Genomic DNA, 17,054 nt, shown 5'->3' on the forward strand with positions numbered 1-17,054 from the left:
AAATACGCGAAACGGGGTTGTTCTATCTTTAAATTTAATTACGCAACAAAGCCCACTGACTTTAGCCGGTTTTCGGCATTTACTGGCAGCCTTGATCTGAATGGAACATCACACCCTTCGGACATCCTCGTTGCTCCCAGGCCATGTCCTAAGCTTTAGATACTAATTCGGTATCAGGCTTATCGGATAAAGACCGCCCCACAACGCGTCGGCTAAATAGGTCAAGCACTACCGCTAAATAGGACCACTTCGAACCTGACCAAATATAAGTAATATCGTCACACTAAACACGATTCGGAGTACTCACAGAAAACTCACGCTTCAGTAGACTTGGAATGTCTAGCCTCTCTACTTTTGCATGCCTATATCGATGCGAACCTGGTTGTTTACTCATTAAATCAGCTTTATGCCTTCTGCGCTCAGCATCGAGACAAGAGTACGACTGCCAACAGAGCCTCGACTCATGTTGAAGAGTTTTTTAATTTGGCTAGCTAGACGAATGCGATTGGCATCCGGCTTGCGTTGCTTAAACTCGTAGTAACAAGACGAAGCTACGTTGAACAGCTCGCAAAGAATTTTGGACCGATTCATGCTCCCTCAACTTGTCTATAAGCGAGAACGTTCGAGTTCGTCCGACATTAAGAGAGCAGTAGCCTTTTTTAAGGTTCATCGTGGATTAGCGGGAACTAAAACAAAAACGGTAGTAAGTGATATGGTTTAGTCGCCAAACAAAAATCATACACAAACAACCGTTTTCATGCCGAATCATACTTTCCTATCTTCATTCTGGGAAGGCTTTCAAATAGTAAAGTCTCACCAGACAGCATCACTTATTACCCTGACTCTTAAACCTAACTCTGAGGCTAAATGTCTTTGTGGTCTTGAAGCCGAAGCCATCCATAAGTATCAATGGCACCATGTAAAAGAGGCCATGTTACTCGGTGTTCCTGTTGAACTTTCCGTTCAAACACGAAGAATTAAGTGTCGTAACTGCGGTATAAAAACAGAGTCGCTATCTTGGTTGGAGCCTTATGCTCGTATAACGAAGCGCCTAAAAAGCTATATAGAGCAGCTACTGCCTCTTCTTCCCATTAAGCATATCTCCCAGTTAACGAGCGTTCATTGGTACACCATTAAAGAGATAGATAAACGCCGACTTAGAGAAGTGGTACCGCCAGTGAAATGGGAGGGGCTAGACAACTCGTCATGGATGAGTTCGCCATCTTTAAAGGACATCGGTATGCCACTTTCATTGCTGACGCTAAGACTCACCAAGTTATTTGGATAGGGTTAGGCCGTAGCCGCAAGGACATACGACCGTTCTTCGAGCAGTTAGGCAAATATGGCAATAATATCGAAGCGGTCGCAATGGACATGAATACGGCTTTTGACCTTTAAGTTCAATCGCACTGCCCGAACGCAAAAATCGTTTACGACTTGTTCCATTTTGTCGCTAAGTTCGGTCGTGAGGTGATGGATAGAGTCAGAGTCGACCAAGCCAACAAACTCAAGCAAGATAAAAAAGCGAGACAATGGGTCAGCGCTCACGCTGGGTGCTGTTGAAAAACAGAGGTCACTTAAATGCACGACAAGATAGCTATCTGACTGAAATATCAATAAGGACTTGATGACCACTTATATATTCGGAGCCCAACTCAAAGAGCTTTGGTATTGTGGGTCAGAAAGGCACGCTAAGGGGCTCTGGGATGCATGGTATGAACAGGTACAAGAGAGTGGAATAAGCCATTGAAAGAGTTCGCACGAAAACTGAGCCCCTATCTTCACGGTATTATCGCATCGGCAAGTTATCCGTTAAACACCTGCACACTTGAAGGAATAAACAACAAGATAAAGTTAATCAAGCGAATGGGGTATGGATATCGAGATACAGACTACTTCTTCTTAAAGATAAAAGCGGCTTTCCCCGGAAAGCCGCGATGAACCTTTTTGAATATGGATTTTTCTCGTTCTAACCGGTTAATCCGGGCATCTAACTCTTGGATTTTTTGCTCAGGCGTGAGGGCTTTGGTCGCTGGAGTAATTCCACCTCGCTCAATTTTGAGTTGGTCGACCCAGCGCCGTAAAGCTGTTTCACCTACGCCCATAGAGTAAGCTGCTTCAGGGATGGAGTACCATTAGTCAAGAACCAAACTTGCAGCATCTACTTTGACTCAGTAGAAAATGTACGTCGTTGTCCTTTTGTCATTGAACACCTCATTTATGGTGGAGACTTTACCACCTAATTTCGTGTCCGGGATCATTAGACCACTACACTCACAATAGTCCGGTGTTTAAGAGGGTGAACCAAAAGCTAGGATTGTCGAATAGTTTGAAGTGTGAATGTGGGATTCTGGTGAACGAGAGGCGAAGTACTAAGAAAGAGAGGTAACACTGAGTTCCACAACGCCTTCCTCTGTATTCTCCCCCCCTTTATAGCTATACTCCTACCCTATAATTTTTCGCCCAATAACGAATAAGAGTTCAAAATATGCAAGAGTTAGTTCCATTTGTTCAAGAGAATATGATTTTAGCCATCGTATGGATCGGCTTGGTTGTGGCCATCATTGCGAACGTTATAAAGACATCAAACGCAGCTTACAAAGAGATCACGGCAGCGCAAACCACACACATGATTAACCGTGAAAATGGTGTTGTGGTTGATATTCGAACTAAAGATGAGTTTAAAAAGGGCCATATTACTGACGCAGTTCACATTTTGCCGTCAGATATCAAAGCAAATAGCTTTGGTAGCCTTGAAAGCCACAAAGCAGACCCAATCATCGTAGTATGCAAGACAGGTCAAACAGCTCAAGAAAGCGCTAACCTACTGGTTAAAGCTGGTTTCGAAAACGTAAGCGTGCTGAAAAGCGGCTTAGTGGCCTGGAGCGAAGCTAACCTACCTTTGGTGAAAGGTAAAAAGTAGTTAAAGGTAAGCTGACCTAACTAAACGAATATGACTTTAAGGTTTTGTTCAACAGAGATGGCGAACGAAACCTAATTATAAATTTTTAAGGACAAGAAAATGGCTGAAGCAGCACAACAAGACGCACAACAGAACTTCGCAATCCAACGTGTCTTCCTAAAAGACGTATCTTTCGAAGCGCCAAACTCTCCAGACATGTTTCAAAAAGAGTGGAACCCAGATGTAAAACTGGACCTAGACACTCAAAGCCGTGAACTTGGCGAAGGCGTGTACGAAGTAATCCTACGTCTAACGGTTACGGTTAAAAACGCAGAAGACACTGCATTCCTTTGTGAAGTTCAACAAGGCGGCATCTTCTCTGCAAGCGAAATGGAAGCTGGCCAACTTGCTCATTGCCTAGGTGCATTCTGCCCGAACATCCTGTTCCCATACGCTCGTGAAACAATTTCTAGCCTAGTGGTTAAAGGTACGTTCCCACAACTGAACCTAGCACCAGTTAACTTTGATGCTTTGTTCATGAACTACCTACAAAACCAAGCTCAACAAGCTGAAGGCGAACAAGCTTAAGTCTCAAAGTAGAGCTTAACTCTAACGATTCAAGCACTAGTTAGCTTTTAAATGCACATCGCAACTTCTGCGATGTGCATTTTTTCTTTACACTGTACTAAAATTGAAAGCTCCTCTGATTTTAGTGGATAGCTTTTCCAAGACTCTTCGATTTCCCTCATTATTTTTAGGTGGAAGCATGACAGAAACAACTGACTCGACAAACGCTTACGGCAAAGAGATCGCCATGGCAGTAATTGGCGCAGGTTCTTACGGAACATCTTTAGCTATCTCTCTAGCGCGTAACGGTGCAAACGTTGTTCTGTGGGGGCATGATCCTGTTCACATGGCTCGTCTCGAATCCGAGCGCGCAAATAATGAATTTCTGCCAAATATCGACTTCCCAGAAAGCCTAATCATCGAGTCAGACCTTGAGAAGGCAGTAACAGCAAGTCGTGATCTTCTTGTTGTCGTCCCTAGCCACGTGTTTGGTATCGTTCTAAATAGCCTAAAACCACACTTAACGACAAGCTCTCGTATCTGCTGGGCTACTAAAGGTTTAGAACCGGAAACTGGTCGCCTGCTAAAAGATGTCGCTCACGATGTGCTTGGTGATGGGTACTCGTTAGCAGTTCTATCAGGACCTACCTTCGCCAAAGAGCTAGCGATGGGTATGCCAACGGCAATCTCTGTGGCTTCCCCTGATGCAGAATTCCTTGAACAACTTCAAGAAAAAATTCACTGTGGCAAAACGTTCCGTGTGTACGCAAATTCAGATTTTATTGGCATGCAACTTGGTGGTGCAGTGAAAAATGTCATCGCAATTGGTGCTGGAATGTCAGATGGTATTGGCTTTGGTGCTAATGCTCGTACGGCGCTTATCACTCGCGGTTTGGCTGAAATGAGTCGATTGGGAGCAGCTCTTGGCGCACAACCAGAAACCTTCATGGGCATGGCTGGATTGGGTGACCTAGTACTAACCTGTACCGACAACCAATCACGTAACCGTCGTTTTGGATTAGCTTTAGGTGCAGGTAAAGATGTAGATACAGCACAAGAAGAAATTGGCCAAGTGGTAGAAGGTTATCGCAACACCAAAGAAGTTTGGTTACTATCAGAGCGTATGGGCGTTGAAATGCCCATTGTTGAACAGATTTATCAAGTGTTGTATCAAGGGAAAGATGCACACCTAGCGGCACAAGATCTGCTTGCACGAGATAAGAAGTCAGAAAGGTAAAAGAGCAGTAGAGAGACTCGAGTAAACGAGATACGAACAGAGTTAGAGGTATGGGTAATCAAGATGCGAATAGCATAAAGTAAATGACCCGAACAAAGTTCTCCAACTCGCTCGTTCCTCACTCTTGAAGATGACGTTAATATAATGCTCGTCATTGAAGAATGAAGTATCTGGAATCTCATTTACGCTAATTGGCTTTTCTAAGCTCTTCGTATCTCTCATCTCGCTACGCGTATCTGGTTTAAAGGAATGGATGGAAAAATGAAACACTGTGAACAGCAAAAAGTTTGGCAATGCATTGTGAAAGAAGCTCGACAGCAGTCTGAGCAAGAGCCTATGCTAGCGAGTTTTTACCATGCCACCATTATCAACCATGAAAGTTTAGGCGCAGCCCTTAGCTACATCCTAGCAAACAAATTAAAGACAGCTTCAATGCCAGCAATGGCAGTCCGTGAAGTCGTTGAGCAAGCCTTTAAACAAGATCAATCGATTATTGATGCTGCTGCTTGTGATATTTGCGCGACGGTAAATCGAGATCCAGCGGTCGAGATGTACTCAATGCCTCTGCTGTACCTTAAAGGCTACCATGCGCTTCAAGGTTACCGAGTCGCAAATTGGCTATGGAAACAAGGCCGCATTGCACTTGCCACTTACCTACAGAACCAAATCTCAGTAGCTTGCCAAGTAGATATTCACCCTGCCGCGCGTATCGGTAAAGCTATCATGCTCGATCACGCTACCGGTATTGTGATTGGTGAAACAGCAGTAGTCGAAAATGATGTTTCGATCCTTCAAGACGTGACCCTTGGTGGTACCGGTAAAGAAGGCGGCGATCGTCACCCTAAGATCCGCGAAGGTGTGATGATTGGGGCTGGCGCTAAAATCCTCGGCAATATTGAAGTGGGTGAAGGTGCGAAGATTGGGTCTTGCTCTGTTGTACTACAAGCCGTACCACCTCATACAACGGTCGCTGGCGTTCCTGCAAAAATTGTGGGTAAACCGAAAACAGACAAACCATCTTTAGATATGGATCAAGGGTTCAATGGACGCTCGCAAAACTTCATCCATGGTGATGGTATATAAGAGCTGATTCTAGGTTCGATGAACCGAGATACGAAAAACTTAAGAGCAATATGACGATAATGATGAAACCTGTCCAAGTAATTAGCGCTGTTCTTTTGATATCTGCCGGCCTTTGCGCTGTTGTTTTCTCAGCACCGTCACTTGCCGCATCGAAAGGGGAGCTGAAAGGTGTGTCGAGTGAGATATCTCGTCAACAAAAAACACTATCCTCACAGCAAAAGAAGCTCGACAATTTACAAGCAAACCTTAAGCAACAAGAGCTCTCTATCTCCTTGCTTGAAAAAGCCATTCAAAAAAGTAAAAAACAACTCAAAACCGCCAACGCCAATGTTGCTAGCTTAGATAATAAGATTAAAACGCTGACAGCACAGAAAAAAGCCCATACCGACAAGTTAGAGCAGCTGATTCAGACTTACTACATGACCAGCAGAGCCAAAGCCTCTTCTCACATCTTAAATACTGGCGTTGAAGAAGACCGCATTATTCACTATTACCAACACCTCGCCAAAGCGCGTTCTGCAACAATCAAAACGATCGAACAAACTCAACTTGAATTAGAAGAAAGCCATAAGCAACGCCAACTTGAGCAAGAACAAATAGCAGCGCTGTTAAATCAACAGGTAGAAAAGCGCAACAAACTATCGCAGACCCAAACACAGCGTAAAAAGACCGTCGGCAGTATTAAGAAAAACATCTCTGGCGACAAAAATTACTTAGCCGAACTTCAACGTAATGAAACTCGCCTAAAAGCCGAAATAGCGAAAGCAGAAAAAGCCGCCCGAGAGAGACGCAATGCTGTCCCTATGGATGGCTTAGCCAAACGTAAAGGTAAACTGCCTTGGCCAATCAAAGATAAAGTTCTGCATAACTACGGCTCACGCCAAACTGGCCAAGTAAATTGGAAAGGCATGGTGATCAAAGCGAAATACGGTCAGCAGGTAAAATCTGTTTACTCCGGAACGGTGGTATTCGCCGAGTATTTGCGTGGTTATGGTTTAGTGGTACTGCTGGACCACGGTAAAGGCGACATGACGCTCTATGGCTTTAACCAAGCGCTTTTAAAGAAAGAAGGTGACAAGGTTAAAGCTGGGGAGGCTATTGCGCTTGCAGGAGACACTGGTGGTCAAACCCGCCCATCGCTGTATTTTGAAATTCGCAGAAACAGCCAAGCTCAAAACCCGAAAAGATGGTTGGTTAGATAAGAACAGATTCAGTATTCGAGTAACCTAGATGTATGAGGTGAAGAGTGGGCTCTAAGAAAAGAAACATATACCCCCTCAGCCCGGGAACCATCACTTATAAAACTTCGTCATTCCAGAATTGAGGGACGAAATACCTGGAATCTCTATCTCATACTCCCGTGAGTCATCTTTCGAGCCCTGACATAAAAAGATTCCCTATCACGCTCGTTCCTCGCTGTAGGGAATGACGTCGCAATTTATATCCCACCACTCGAATCTGCGCTTTCCCGCTCTCGTTACCCGAATGCCACTTACCCACATCTTCGCTTTTATTTACTGTTCAGCGCTCTTACACCATCTTCTAACAATGTCAGTTGCTCAAAGCCTTGAGTCGTTGCAATCGGTTTAACGGTTGCGATCATCTGCAGCATTCCTTGGTGAACAACTTGCTCCGTAATTTGAGATTTTGGAGACATCGCCGACTGATACGCCAACCAACCCGATGCGATCAAGTGAAGAGATGTGACCATCGACTTCATTTCTGCATCTGTTGCTTTTAGCAAATTCAACTCAACAAATGCTCTCATAATATCCACAAGATTCGTTTGCAGCTTTTCTTGAACGGCCATGTAATCAAGGTGCAGTTTTTCATCACGTGACAATATTTCAGGCAGATTTGCATAGAAGAATCGATACTTCCACATCAGCGTGAAGATGGAATCTAAGTAGCTCTTTAGTAGCGTCAGGCTTTCTTGCTGCCCTTGAATCGGAGTAAATCTTTCAAGTAACTCTGTCGAGTAGAGAGTAAAGATATCACGTACAATTTCTTGTTTGTTGCGGAAGTGGTAGTAGAGGTTTCCAGGGCTGATTTCGATGTGTTCAGCAATATGATTGGTCGTAATACTACGCTCGCCGTGCTCATTAAAAAGCTCTAGAGCTGCGTAAACAATCTTGTCACGTGTTTTCATTAGCAATTAGTATCCCTATCCATTTAGTGGTTCAGTATATCGCCACTAAACAGATAGATCGACCTGTTCACATCTGGTCGAATTAGCTCTGATGAAAATGGATAGAATATCTCAATTAATATCACCACATTACACTAGAATTAAAGAATTATTCCGCTAGCTCGCTTCGTTTGTTCCTTGCTATACTCGTGTGAGTTTGTATTCAAAAAAGTAGGAAGAAATATGATTATCGTAACTGGTGGTGCAGGCATGATTGGCAGCAATATTGTTAAGGCGCTCAATGAAGCAGGCCACAACGATATTCTAGTTGTCGACAACTTAAAAGATGGCAAAAAATTTAAGAACCTGGTTGACCTAGATATCACCGATTACATGGATCGTGATGACTTTCTAACTCAAGTTATGGCTGGTGATGATTTCGGTCATATTGAAGCAATTTTCCATGAAGGTGCATGTTCTGCGACCACAGAGTGGGATGGCAAATACATGATGCTCAACAACTACGAATACTCGAAAGAGTTGCTGCATTACTGTATCGAGCGCGAGATTCCGTTCTTGTATGCTTCTTCTGCTGCCACTTATGGTGAAACCGATACCTTTATTGAAGAGCCGCAGTACGAAGGCGCGCTAAACGTATACGGCTATTCAAAACAGCAATTTGATAACTATGTGCGTCGCTTAACTGCAGATGCAACCGCACACAACGAAACGCTTTCTCAAATCACTGGGTTTCGATACTTCAATGTCTACGGTCCACGTGAACAGCACAAAGGCAGCATGGCTTCTGTCGCTTTCCACCTAAACAATCAAATGAACGCTGGTGAAAACCCGAAATTATTCGCAGGAAGCGAAACCTTCAAGCGTGATTTTGTGTATGTTGGTGATGTTGCGGCCGTAAACCTGTGGTTCTTAAAAAATGGCGTATCAGGTATCTTCAACCTAGGTACAGGTAAGGCCGAATCATTTGAAGAAGTCGCAAAAGCGGTGATTAAACATCACGGTAAGGGAGAGATTGAAACCATCCCATTCCCTGAGCATTTGAAAGGCGCTTACCAAGAGTTTACTCAAGCTGATTTAACTAAGTTGCGTAATGCCGGTTGCGATGTTCAATTTAAATCGGTTGCTGAAGGCGTCAGCGAGTACATGCAGTCAGTTAATCGCTAGATTACACTCTCCCGAAAACAAGCTAACGGTATACTGTTAGCTTGTTCAATATATATCGCCAGTTAAAGGTTTACAGTGACAACTCAACGCGACGACTACGATCCTAAAGCATACAACCCCAAATTCATCAGTGCGTTTTTATCACCAAAACACTGGGGAACTTGGCTCGGGCTATGCCTATGTCTACCCATTTCTTTGCTGCCAAACTCGATTCGAGTAGCCATAGCAAAATTCGTGGCGACAAAAATGGCGAAGAAGCAACGTGGCTCAGTACAAAAGGCACGTATAAACCTCGCGCTTTGTTTTCCAGAAAAGTCTGTTCAAGAGCGTGAAACTATTCTAACCAATTGCCTAACAACTGCTGGCGCCTTTTTACTTGGTTTTCCTGCCATATCATTACGCAGTAAACGTTGGCTTGAAAAACACTCAGAAATCATTGGATTAGAACACTTACAACAGCTACAAAAAGACAATCAAAGTGCTATTTTGCTAGTGCCTCACTCTTGGTGCATCGACATTCCGGCTATCCTTTTAGCTTCAAGAGGCTTACCCGTTTCTGCGATGGCCAATAGCCAGAAAAACCCCCTGACCGACTGGTTAATGCACAAACAAAGAGTTCAGTATGGCGGACGAGTTTATGATCGCAGTGGAGGCATTAAGCCTTTTATCAAATCAGTCAAAGATGGCTACTTGGGATATTACCTGCCAGATCAAGACCATGGCCCAGAGCAAAGTGTATTCTCAGATTTCTTTGCGACTGAAAAAGCAACCTTGCCTGGACTTGGAAAACTAGCAAAAGTAAGCCGAGCGAAGATCGTTCCAACCTTTGCCAGCTATAATATTGAGACGGGTAAATACGAAATTGAAATCAAAGCACCCATTGAGTTATCCGGCGATGAACATCAAGACGCTAGGGCAATGAATGAAGTCGTTGAAGGTTTTGTTAATCCGAAACCTGAGCAGTACATGTGGATTTTAAAGTTGTTAAAAACACGTAGGAACGGACAAGACCCATATGTGGGTTATTAATCCACATATGGGCATATAGTTTCGATTGATTAATTAGAAAACTCTAGCTAATCAATCGTGTGAAATCTTTGATGTTAATGAAGGCCCCTTGATGCTCTTTGATCTTTTCAAGTGGCCACTCCCACCACTGTTCCATTAAAAGAGCTTTCCTTTCCTGTTCAGTAAAGCGCTTCCTAATCTCTTTCGCAGGAACACCGCCCACAATACTGAATGCATCTACATCTTTGGTCACAATAGAACCAGTTGCAATAACAGCACCATGCCCGATAGTTACTCCGGGGAATATTTTTACTCCTTCACCTATCCAGACATCCGATCCAACAACGACTTGATAATGCTCTTCAACATATCTAGTCCGCGGATAAATGGTGCCTTTGTTAAAATCCAATCCTTGTTTTTGCATCAATCGGTGTTCTGAACGATGAAAACAGGGGTGAGTCGACACATAATCATTGACCGGGTGGTTATTTAGGACAATTTTCACATTATTAGCAATCGAGCAAAAACGACCTATTTTGACATTGTTCATATTACAATGAGTATCAATATAAGTGCCAAACCCAATATATGAGGCATTCACATCACAGTCATTTGCTATGGAGTTGCAGCCTTCAAATTGAGTGTCTGTAAAGTTTGATTTCCGAGAAAGGAAGTTCCTATGCTTTTTTTGGTCACGAATGAATATTAGTTTCTTTATCTTACGTATTATTTTTTTCATAATGAGTCTATTCACCATTACCAGATAGTAGCTTGTGATAAAAGCTATCAACAGTGTAATCTTCAAGCTTAATAAAAACTGATTCATCAAAGTCACTAGAAATAAAGCTTTCAATATTACTAGCGAGTTCATTTAGAGAGTCAAATATAAGAAAGTTATCTTTTGAATATAAATGGTGCTTATAAAGAATCGCATGATTAGTGATGATTTTTTTTCTAGCGTATAACGCTTCTTTCACTCTCATAGTATCAGACGTCTGTCCATCAAGAACAATTTCCAATACGCATTTGGTATTGAGCATCACGGTTAGGTATTCAACATAGGAATAAGACGGTTTTTTGTCAAAAACAATAAAATTGCACTTAAAACCATCTAATGCACCTTTTATTTTCTGAACCTTTTCTTTCCTTCCTTTATCCACGCCGACAAAAGAAACATCGAAATCAGATGATTTTTCTATCTCATCGATGATTTTCAGTTGAGGCATAGGTAGGTAAATATGCTTAAAGTCATACTTTGCTGCATCACCTTCATCAAACGTATATTTTTCAAAATCATTTAGGTGATGGTTCAGGCTTCCATCTGTGACATTTCTAAAAACAATCACCTTCCTCCCATCAATCTTTGATATCGACTTTATATCTCTCAGAGAATCGGTGGTGAATATGACGTCGAAGCCATTTAGTGCCTTTATTTTTCGTCTTATGATCGCTCCATAAGCCTCATGATAGTGTTTTTTACTATAGAAAAATAAAAAGGAAACCAATTTAACTAGCCACTTACTGAGAAAAATATGATGCTTTTCATAATCAGACGATAGCACGTCAATTTCTAGTTTTTCATACTGTTGCTTATAGCCTACAAAAACCAGTTTCGGTTTCAATTTATCGTTCATAAGGTAACCTTTTAAAAGACTCGACAATACTTCCTAATGCACTATTGACTTTACTACCTTCAACTACCTTCTCGTAATAACTAACATACGCTGCAGCCATGACATCGGCATTGAAATGATCTCTCGCGTATTCATTGCAACGAGCTGAATCATAGGTGTCAGAATTTAAGATCCCTTCTACGAGCTCTTGTTCACAGCTCGATAAAAGACCTACCTCACCAGAAACTAATTCCGGCAGTGAGCCATAGGGTGTACCAAACACTGGACAGCCAAAATACAAACTCTCTGTAATCGCTAAGCCAAACGGTTCATGCCAAGTCACGGGGAATATCAGACCTTTTGACTGAGTCATGATCTGAGATTTCGTTGTATCGTCCACCATCCCTAAAAAACGAACATGACGATCTAACGTTAACCTGAAACCCATTTTTAGGTTCAATCGATGGCCGCCCAACACATCAAGCTGCTGGCCAGCTTTCTTGGTAATATCAATGGCACCTTGAACATTTTTAACTCGCCACGCCGCTTTCCCAAGAAAATGGAAACGTTCTCGTTTCAAGTTAAAGTTAGGCTTTTGGTAGTTGTCCCAATTCAAGCCATTGTAAACATAAGCTTGTGCACCATGATTTTTTGCATGCTGAGATGAAACAAAGACGGTATTAGGGTCAATAGGGCCGTCTGAATTACCATGCTGCGTTAAAATGTAGGGATAAGAGATAGGCTCTAGATCAGAGTGGAAATGTACAACATCAATATCATTTGGAAGCTGACTTTGCAGTGGTACATTCGGTTGATACTCTATGACTCTTGCCCAATCACACTTTGTGCCTTTGCCAGCGAGCAGCGTCACTCGGTGCCCGGCAAGATGCAAAGCATAAACTAAGTCCCAAATGACTCGTTCGGTTCCACCATAATTCACCACAGGTAACGTGGCTCTTGTATACATTAAAATATTCATAATCACTTAATTTTTAAAAGCTTTTACTTTAGCGACAACAGCTTGATGAACACACTCTGGAACAAATTGCTCTATTTCTCCACCATGAATAGCGACTTCACGAACCAATGTTGATGATAAAAAAGCAAACTCTTCTGAAGGTGTCAAAAACAGGCTCTCTAGTTCTGGTTTTAATCGACGATACATTGTCGTCAAACCAAATTCATACTCAAAGTCCATTGTCGTTCTTAAGCCACGCACCAAAATTGAGGCGTTTTGCTCGGTCGCAAAATCAACCAGCAAACCGCTAAAACCTTCAACGGAAACATTAGGTAATTCATGGCAAGTTTCTCGCAATAAGGCCACACGCTCATCTAAGCTAAATAAGGTGGCTTTACTTGGGCTCTCTGCGACACCAATGACAAGCTTTTCAAACATACATGCGGCACGTTTAATTAAGTCATAGTGGCCGTTAGTCACAGGATCAAAAGTACCTGGGTAAATTGCTATTTTCATGACATTCCTTTATTCACTGGATGTTTTCTTGTTTTTCACTCTGCCTAACACACGGTCTAACTGCTCAATCACCGATTCTGTAGAAATAAGAGCCATAAGATCTTTTCCTTTTACTCGGGTTCCCCATGGAAGCTCGTCAACCGCTTTACCGTGTTGCTCTTCGGCAATCTGTTCATAGACAGAAACCACACAGTCTAAACTATGATAAGGCCCTGTTCGCATTGGGTTACTGTGCGCATACAAACCAATCACGGGGACACCTTGAGTCGTCGCAATGTGTGCAGGCCCTGAATCAGGAGCGATCACTACACTGGATTGACCAATCACTGCGGTAAGCTGCTTTAACGAGGTTGAGCCTACTAAGTTAATACAAGGTGATGTCATGTGCTGAGATATATTGTCGGTTAAATTGCGCTCTCTATCCGTTGGAGCACCACAAAAAACCACTTTGAAGCCTAACTGATAAGCGTGATCGGCGACAGCGGCATAGCGCTCAACTAACCAGTTTCTCTCATCTTTACTCGCGGCAGGGCTAATAACAATATACGGCTCATGCGCAAGCTCCATCGATAGTCTTTGATCTTCATCAGACAAAGCAAGATCCCATGTCGGCACCTGTTTGGAACACCCCAAAAAGTAAGCAAATTCAGAGAAGTTATCTAACACATGAGATGCGTCCGTTTTTGGTAGCTTGCGGTTGGTAAAGAGCCACTGCCCCTCTTTGGCACGTGTCCAACTAAAACCAAGTTTTACTTTTGCCTTTACTCCGATCGTTAACAGGCTGGCTCTTAGTGCAACTTGCATATGCAACAAATAATCAAACCGAGTTGGACGCAGGGCTCTCCATACTTCTTTCATTCCTTTTAGGCCGCGTTTTTTATCAAACACGACAACTTGAATTCCAGGTATATCACCAAGTAATTGAGCTTCGATTTTTCCCATCACCCACGTGATCTGACATTCTGGATAGGTAGCTTGAATAAGTTGCACCACAGAAAGGGCATGACAAACGTCACCAATGGCAGATAAACGCAGAATACAAATAGATTTTGGAGCAGAAAGAGCGTTATTCATTGATCGATTCCAATGGCATCATTTCTAGAACAGCAGAAACAACGTTATCTGGCTTGATATCTTGAAGGCATGGCGAATAGACATCATCGCTAATTTGACATCTGTTTTTATAACAAGGGACGCAGTTACGTTCAGATTGCACAAGTCTAATATTGGCGACTCTTTGGGAGCGAACACCATTGCTGTATAAATTGTTCGTTACATCAATTGGCTCTTCATATGGCCAAGGTGACCACATGCTTGCTGGCGCTACGCTAATAATAGATACAATTGGGATAGAGTAACCTGATGCGAGGTGACCCGGGCCACTATCAGGTCCAACAAAACCATCACTGTGTTTTATTAATACAGAGGTTTGAGCTAATGATAATTCCCCCAAAACACTGACCAGTTGATTCGATTCAGGAACTTGGCTAATGATTTGTTCAACAATGGTCTCGTCTCGTTCTAATTTAGCGCCAGATAAGACAATATTATAACCTGCAGATATCAGACGATTGATGACTTCAACCCAATACGAGACTGGCCACTGCTTAATTTCGTTGGAGGATGGCGCATGCACAACAATGTAGTTTGATGGCAATCTCTTTTGAACCACTGAAGGTAATAACTCTTCGGGAGAGACTAGCCGTGCAATACAATTAACATCTATGGTATCCAGCATACGAGCAACGCGACTCATTTTATGCTCAAAGCGATGCTGTTCTTTAATGTAATGAGTATAAATTAACTTTTTAACCCAGGCGCCAGAAAGCGATTCATCAATTGCACCAAGTCTTTTCTTACCAAAGATAAAACTATAGATAGCTGTTCTATCATTAAGCATTTCATTGACGACTAAATCATATCGACCATGCGTTTTTAAAATCCGGTAATAGTCCTTAACGGATGCTCTTGGCGGAATTTCAACTAAAGAGTCAACGTCTGGATTGGTACCAAAAACCATCTCCCCTCTAGCATTAACTAAAACATCTATTGTTGCGGTCGGAAACGCTTTTCTCAGACTATGGGTAAAAGCAGAGATCAACAAACTATCACCAATGCAATGAGTGGCAACAACTAATATTTTTTGGTAACTACATGAATCGTTCATTAATCTGTTCGGCGTTTGATATACTGTTCTACCAAGTATGCCATAAACTCCCCAATACGAGACAGTGATTCATGTTTACAACAAAGCAAATCCATAAAACAACGTACTGGTATAATCCTAAATTACTCACCGAAGACGTTGAATTGGCTTTTTCTGTGGATTATTGGAAGGCGAATCAAGCAATACTGGGGCACGCTCAAGGTAGAGGAACAACATGGTTTGTTAAGGGAGAAAAAAGCAATTTCGCTCTTCGACATTATCATCGCGGCGGCTTGTTTGGAAAGCTAGTTAGAGACAGCTATTTATTTACTGGATTAGAGAACTCACGAGCATACCAAGAGCTAATGTTACTTGAGCTTCTAGCCACACATAAAGTTAATGTCCCGACACCCGTTGCTGCGAAAGTTTCGCAAGAAGGGCTCGTTTACAAAGCCGATATTTTAATTGAAAAGATTTCCGACGCAGAAGACTTAGTAAAGATACTATCAAACAAAAAACTATCCGATTCCCATTTCAACGATATTGGTCATCAAATTCGAAAAATGCACGATGCCGGGGTCAATCATACCGACCTCAATATCCATAACATTCTCGTTGATAAAGCAGGCAAGGTTTGGATTATCGATTTTGATAAATGCCTAACGCAAACAGGTAATAGCTGGAAAGAGAGTAATTTAAAGCGACTTAAGCGCTCATTCGAAAAAGAAGTTCGATTAGGAAGGATTGATGCTCAGCACTTTGATTTTTCACAAATTGAACAAGGGTACAAAGTGAGTACCCTTGAGAGTCTATGATTTATTCTTCTTTCAAACCAAATAACTTACGAAGTTTCTTTTTCTTTTTATAGATATGCCCTCGAATCACTTCAGCAAGAGGGCGCTTGAAGGACACTTCTTTAGCTAAGCGTATTTGCTCTTCAAATGGTTTATCTCCGTGTTCTTCAAAGAACTGTTCCAACACCGTTCTCGCCCAGTCTTTTCGTCCACTCGTTGAATAATGATTGAGCCAAGCTTTCGCTGGTTCAATATTCACCTGTGTAGAGAGCGCTTCAGATAACGCAAACTGTTCTAGAGTGTGTGCCTCACACCCTTCTTGACGTAACGCTTGAATCAACACATCGGCATAATCAAAAGCTGATGTGTGTTTCCCGGTGATACCGATGACTGCCGACGCCCACATAACTGAGTCTGGATTGGTGCGGTAGACACTGCCATCCATAAGCTTTATATCTCTATCTCTGATATGTGCGTATTCATTGGTGCTTGGCAAAGTATTGATGTTCACTTCTGAGCAAAACAGTAACGCGTTTTTATCCGATATAGAGTCGAAATAAACGTTTGTTGGCACGTTAAAGTACGTATCTGTATCTAAAAAAAGCAGTTTATCTTCAGGACTCAACTCTAAATTATCGCAAAGATATTTTAAGCCGCGGTTCTTGATTCTGAAGTGATAAGTATTGCCTAGACTCCATTCAGCCTTTTGAGCTGGCGATATCGGAAACACTTTAATTGGCATATTAGCGAAGTGCTCAGGCTCTTCTGCTAGAACAGAAATTTCAGGCCTAGTTCCATTTGCCTCAACCCAATTGGCTAAAAAAGACAAAATGCAAAATCTTGCGCCTTGATAGTAAGTTCTATCATTGCCATAAATGACAAATGTTAAGTGTTTTCTAGCCAATTCTGATTTCATA

18 protein-coding genes and 2 pseudogenes are annotated in these 17,054 nt (G+C 42.3%); 9 read left to right on the forward strand and 11 right to left on the reverse strand.

Annotated elements, in window-relative coordinates; genetic code table 11:
• Positions 1–148: 148 nt before the first annotated feature.
• On the reverse strand, positions 149–274 hold the full coding sequence (locus tag ACED25_RS09020; protein WP_371695171.1) for a hypothetical protein: 126 nt from the start codon (positions 272–274) through the stop codon (positions 149–151).
• 119 nt (positions 275–393) lie between these two features.
• The gene (locus ACED25_RS09025; RefSeq protein WP_371695119.1) at positions 394–591 is read right to left on the reverse strand and encodes a hypothetical protein; all 198 of its coding nucleotides are present in this window, start codon (positions 589–591) and stop codon (positions 394–396) included.
• A 166-nt stretch (positions 592–757) separates the two neighbouring features.
• On the opposite strand from ACED25_RS09025, the pseudogene ACED25_RS09030 reads away from it, so the two are divergent.
• Positions 758–1,941: pseudogene (locus ACED25_RS09030) on the forward strand (ISL3 family transposase).
• Here ACED25_RS09030 and ACED25_RS09035 read toward each other — a convergent pair.
• A pseudogene (locus tag ACED25_RS09035) lies at positions 1,935–2,206 on the reverse strand (transposase); the annotation flags it as partial. The pseudogenes ACED25_RS09030 and ACED25_RS09035 sit on opposite strands and share 7 nt — an antisense overlap.
• A gap of 282 nt (positions 2,207–2,488) precedes the next feature.
• Between ACED25_RS09035 and ACED25_RS09040 the strand changes: the two are divergent.
• From ACED25_RS09040 to ACED25_RS09060, 5 genes are all read left to right on the forward strand, one after another.
• Positions 2,489–2,923 (forward strand): rhodanese-like domain-containing protein, encoded by a 435-nt coding sequence (locus ACED25_RS09040; RefSeq protein WP_016786319.1) that lies wholly within the window; start codon positions 2,489–2,491, stop codon positions 2,921–2,923.
• A gap of 99 nt (positions 2,924–3,022) precedes the next feature.
• Positions 3,023–3,490 carry a protein-export chaperone SecB gene (gene secB / locus ACED25_RS09045; protein ID WP_371695120.1) on the forward strand — a complete coding sequence of 156 codons (468 nt, stop codon included), beginning with the start codon at positions 3,023–3,025 and terminating at the stop codon, positions 3,488–3,490.
• 178 nt (positions 3,491–3,668) lie between these two features.
• Positions 3,669–4,706 carry an NAD(P)H-dependent glycerol-3-phosphate dehydrogenase gene (gene gpsA / locus ACED25_RS09050; protein ID WP_371695121.1) on the forward strand — a complete coding sequence of 346 codons (1,038 nt, stop codon included), beginning with the start codon at positions 3,669–3,671 and terminating at the stop codon, positions 4,704–4,706.
• A 261-nt stretch (positions 4,707–4,967) separates the two neighbouring features.
• The gene (gene cysE, locus ACED25_RS09055) at positions 4,968–5,789 is read left to right on the forward strand and encodes a serine O-acetyltransferase (protein ID WP_009847961.1); all 822 of its coding nucleotides are present in this window, start codon (positions 4,968–4,970) and stop codon (positions 5,787–5,789) included.
• A 50-nt stretch (positions 5,790–5,839) separates the two neighbouring features.
• Positions 5,840–6,991 carry a murein hydrolase activator EnvC gene (locus ACED25_RS09060; protein ID WP_371695122.1) on the forward strand — a complete coding sequence of 384 codons (1,152 nt, stop codon included), beginning with the start codon at positions 5,840–5,842 and terminating at the stop codon, positions 6,989–6,991.
• 308 nt (positions 6,992–7,299) lie between these two features.
• Here the strand turns inward: ACED25_RS09060 and ACED25_RS09065 are convergent, their stop codons facing one another.
• Complete coding sequence (locus ACED25_RS09065) at positions 7,300–7,938, reverse strand: TetR/AcrR family transcriptional regulator (protein ID WP_012603056.1); 639 nt, start codon at positions 7,936–7,938, stop codon at positions 7,300–7,302.
• A 222-nt stretch (positions 7,939–8,160) separates the two neighbouring features.
• Between ACED25_RS09065 and rfaD the strand changes: the two genes are divergently transcribed.
• Together rfaD and lpxM are read left to right on the forward strand one after the other, a co-directional pair.
• Positions 8,161–9,102: an ADP-glyceromanno-heptose 6-epimerase gene (rfaD, locus tag ACED25_RS09070; RefSeq protein ID WP_371695123.1), complete on the forward strand. Its 942-nt coding sequence runs from the start codon at positions 8,161–8,163 to the stop codon at positions 9,100–9,102.
• 75 nt (positions 9,103–9,177) lie between these two features.
• On the forward strand, positions 9,178–10,131 hold the full coding sequence (lpxM, locus tag ACED25_RS09075; protein ID WP_012603053.1) for a lauroyl-Kdo(2)-lipid IV(A) myristoyltransferase: 954 nt from the start codon (positions 9,178–9,180) through the stop codon (positions 10,129–10,131).
• Positions 10,132–10,174: 43 nt separating this feature from the next.
• Here lpxM and ACED25_RS09080 read toward each other — a convergent pair whose 3' ends face one another.
• Genes ACED25_RS09080 through ACED25_RS09105 form a run of 6 tightly spaced genes read right to left on the reverse strand, consistent with a single transcriptional unit; the run spans position 10,175 to position 15,364 of the window.
• Positions 10,175–10,849 carry a CatB-related O-acetyltransferase gene (locus tag ACED25_RS09080; protein WP_371695124.1) on the reverse strand — a complete coding sequence of 225 codons (675 nt, stop codon included), beginning with the start codon at positions 10,847–10,849 and terminating at the stop codon, positions 10,175–10,177.
• Positions 10,850–10,856: 7 nt separating this feature from the next.
• Positions 10,857–11,744, reverse strand: a complete 888-nt coding sequence (locus ACED25_RS09085; protein ID WP_371695125.1) for a lipopolysaccharide biosynthesis protein — start codon at positions 11,742–11,744, stop codon at positions 10,857–10,859.
• Entirely contained in the window at positions 11,734–12,690 is a 957-nt protein-coding gene (locus ACED25_RS09090) for a glycosyltransferase (protein WP_371695126.1), read from the reverse strand. The genes ACED25_RS09085 and ACED25_RS09090 overlap by 11 nt, the downstream gene beginning before the upstream one ends.
• An 18-nt stretch (positions 12,691–12,708) precedes the next feature.
• The gene (gene coaD, locus ACED25_RS09095) at positions 12,709–13,197 is read right to left on the reverse strand and encodes a pantetheine-phosphate adenylyltransferase (RefSeq protein WP_122046770.1); all 489 of its coding nucleotides are present in this window, start codon (positions 13,195–13,197) and stop codon (positions 12,709–12,711) included.
• 9 nt (positions 13,198–13,206) lie between these two features.
• Positions 13,207–14,271 (reverse strand): glycosyltransferase family 9 protein, encoded by a 1,065-nt coding sequence (locus ACED25_RS09100; RefSeq protein ID WP_371695127.1) that lies wholly within the window; start codon positions 14,269–14,271, stop codon positions 13,207–13,209.
• A complete protein-coding gene (locus ACED25_RS09105) occupies positions 14,264–15,364 on the reverse strand; it encodes a glycosyltransferase family 9 protein (RefSeq protein ID WP_371695128.1) in 1,101 nt (366 codons plus the stop codon). Before ACED25_RS09105 ends, ACED25_RS09100 begins: the two co-directional genes overlap by 8 nt.
• A 71-nt stretch (positions 15,365–15,435) precedes the next feature.
• Here ACED25_RS09105 and ACED25_RS09110 point away from each other — a divergent pair, with 71 nt between their 5' ends.
• Entirely contained in the window at positions 15,436–16,158 is a 723-nt protein-coding gene (locus ACED25_RS09110; protein WP_009847972.1) for a 3-deoxy-D-manno-octulosonic acid kinase, read from the forward strand.
• A 1-nt stretch (position 16,159) separates the two neighbouring features.
• Here ACED25_RS09110 and ACED25_RS09115 read toward each other — a convergent pair whose 3' ends face one another.
• Complete coding sequence (locus tag ACED25_RS09115; protein WP_009847973.1) at positions 16,160–17,053, reverse strand: hypothetical protein; 894 nt, start codon at positions 17,051–17,053, stop codon at positions 16,160–16,162.
• Between the last annotated feature and the right edge of the window lies 1 nt (position 17,054).

Origin of the sequence: Vibrio sp. 1F263, from assembly GCF_041439035.1 — a bacterium.
GTDB classification, from domain to species: domain Bacteria; phylum Pseudomonadota; class Gammaproteobacteria; order Enterobacterales; family Vibrionaceae; genus Vibrio; species Vibrio tasmaniensis_A.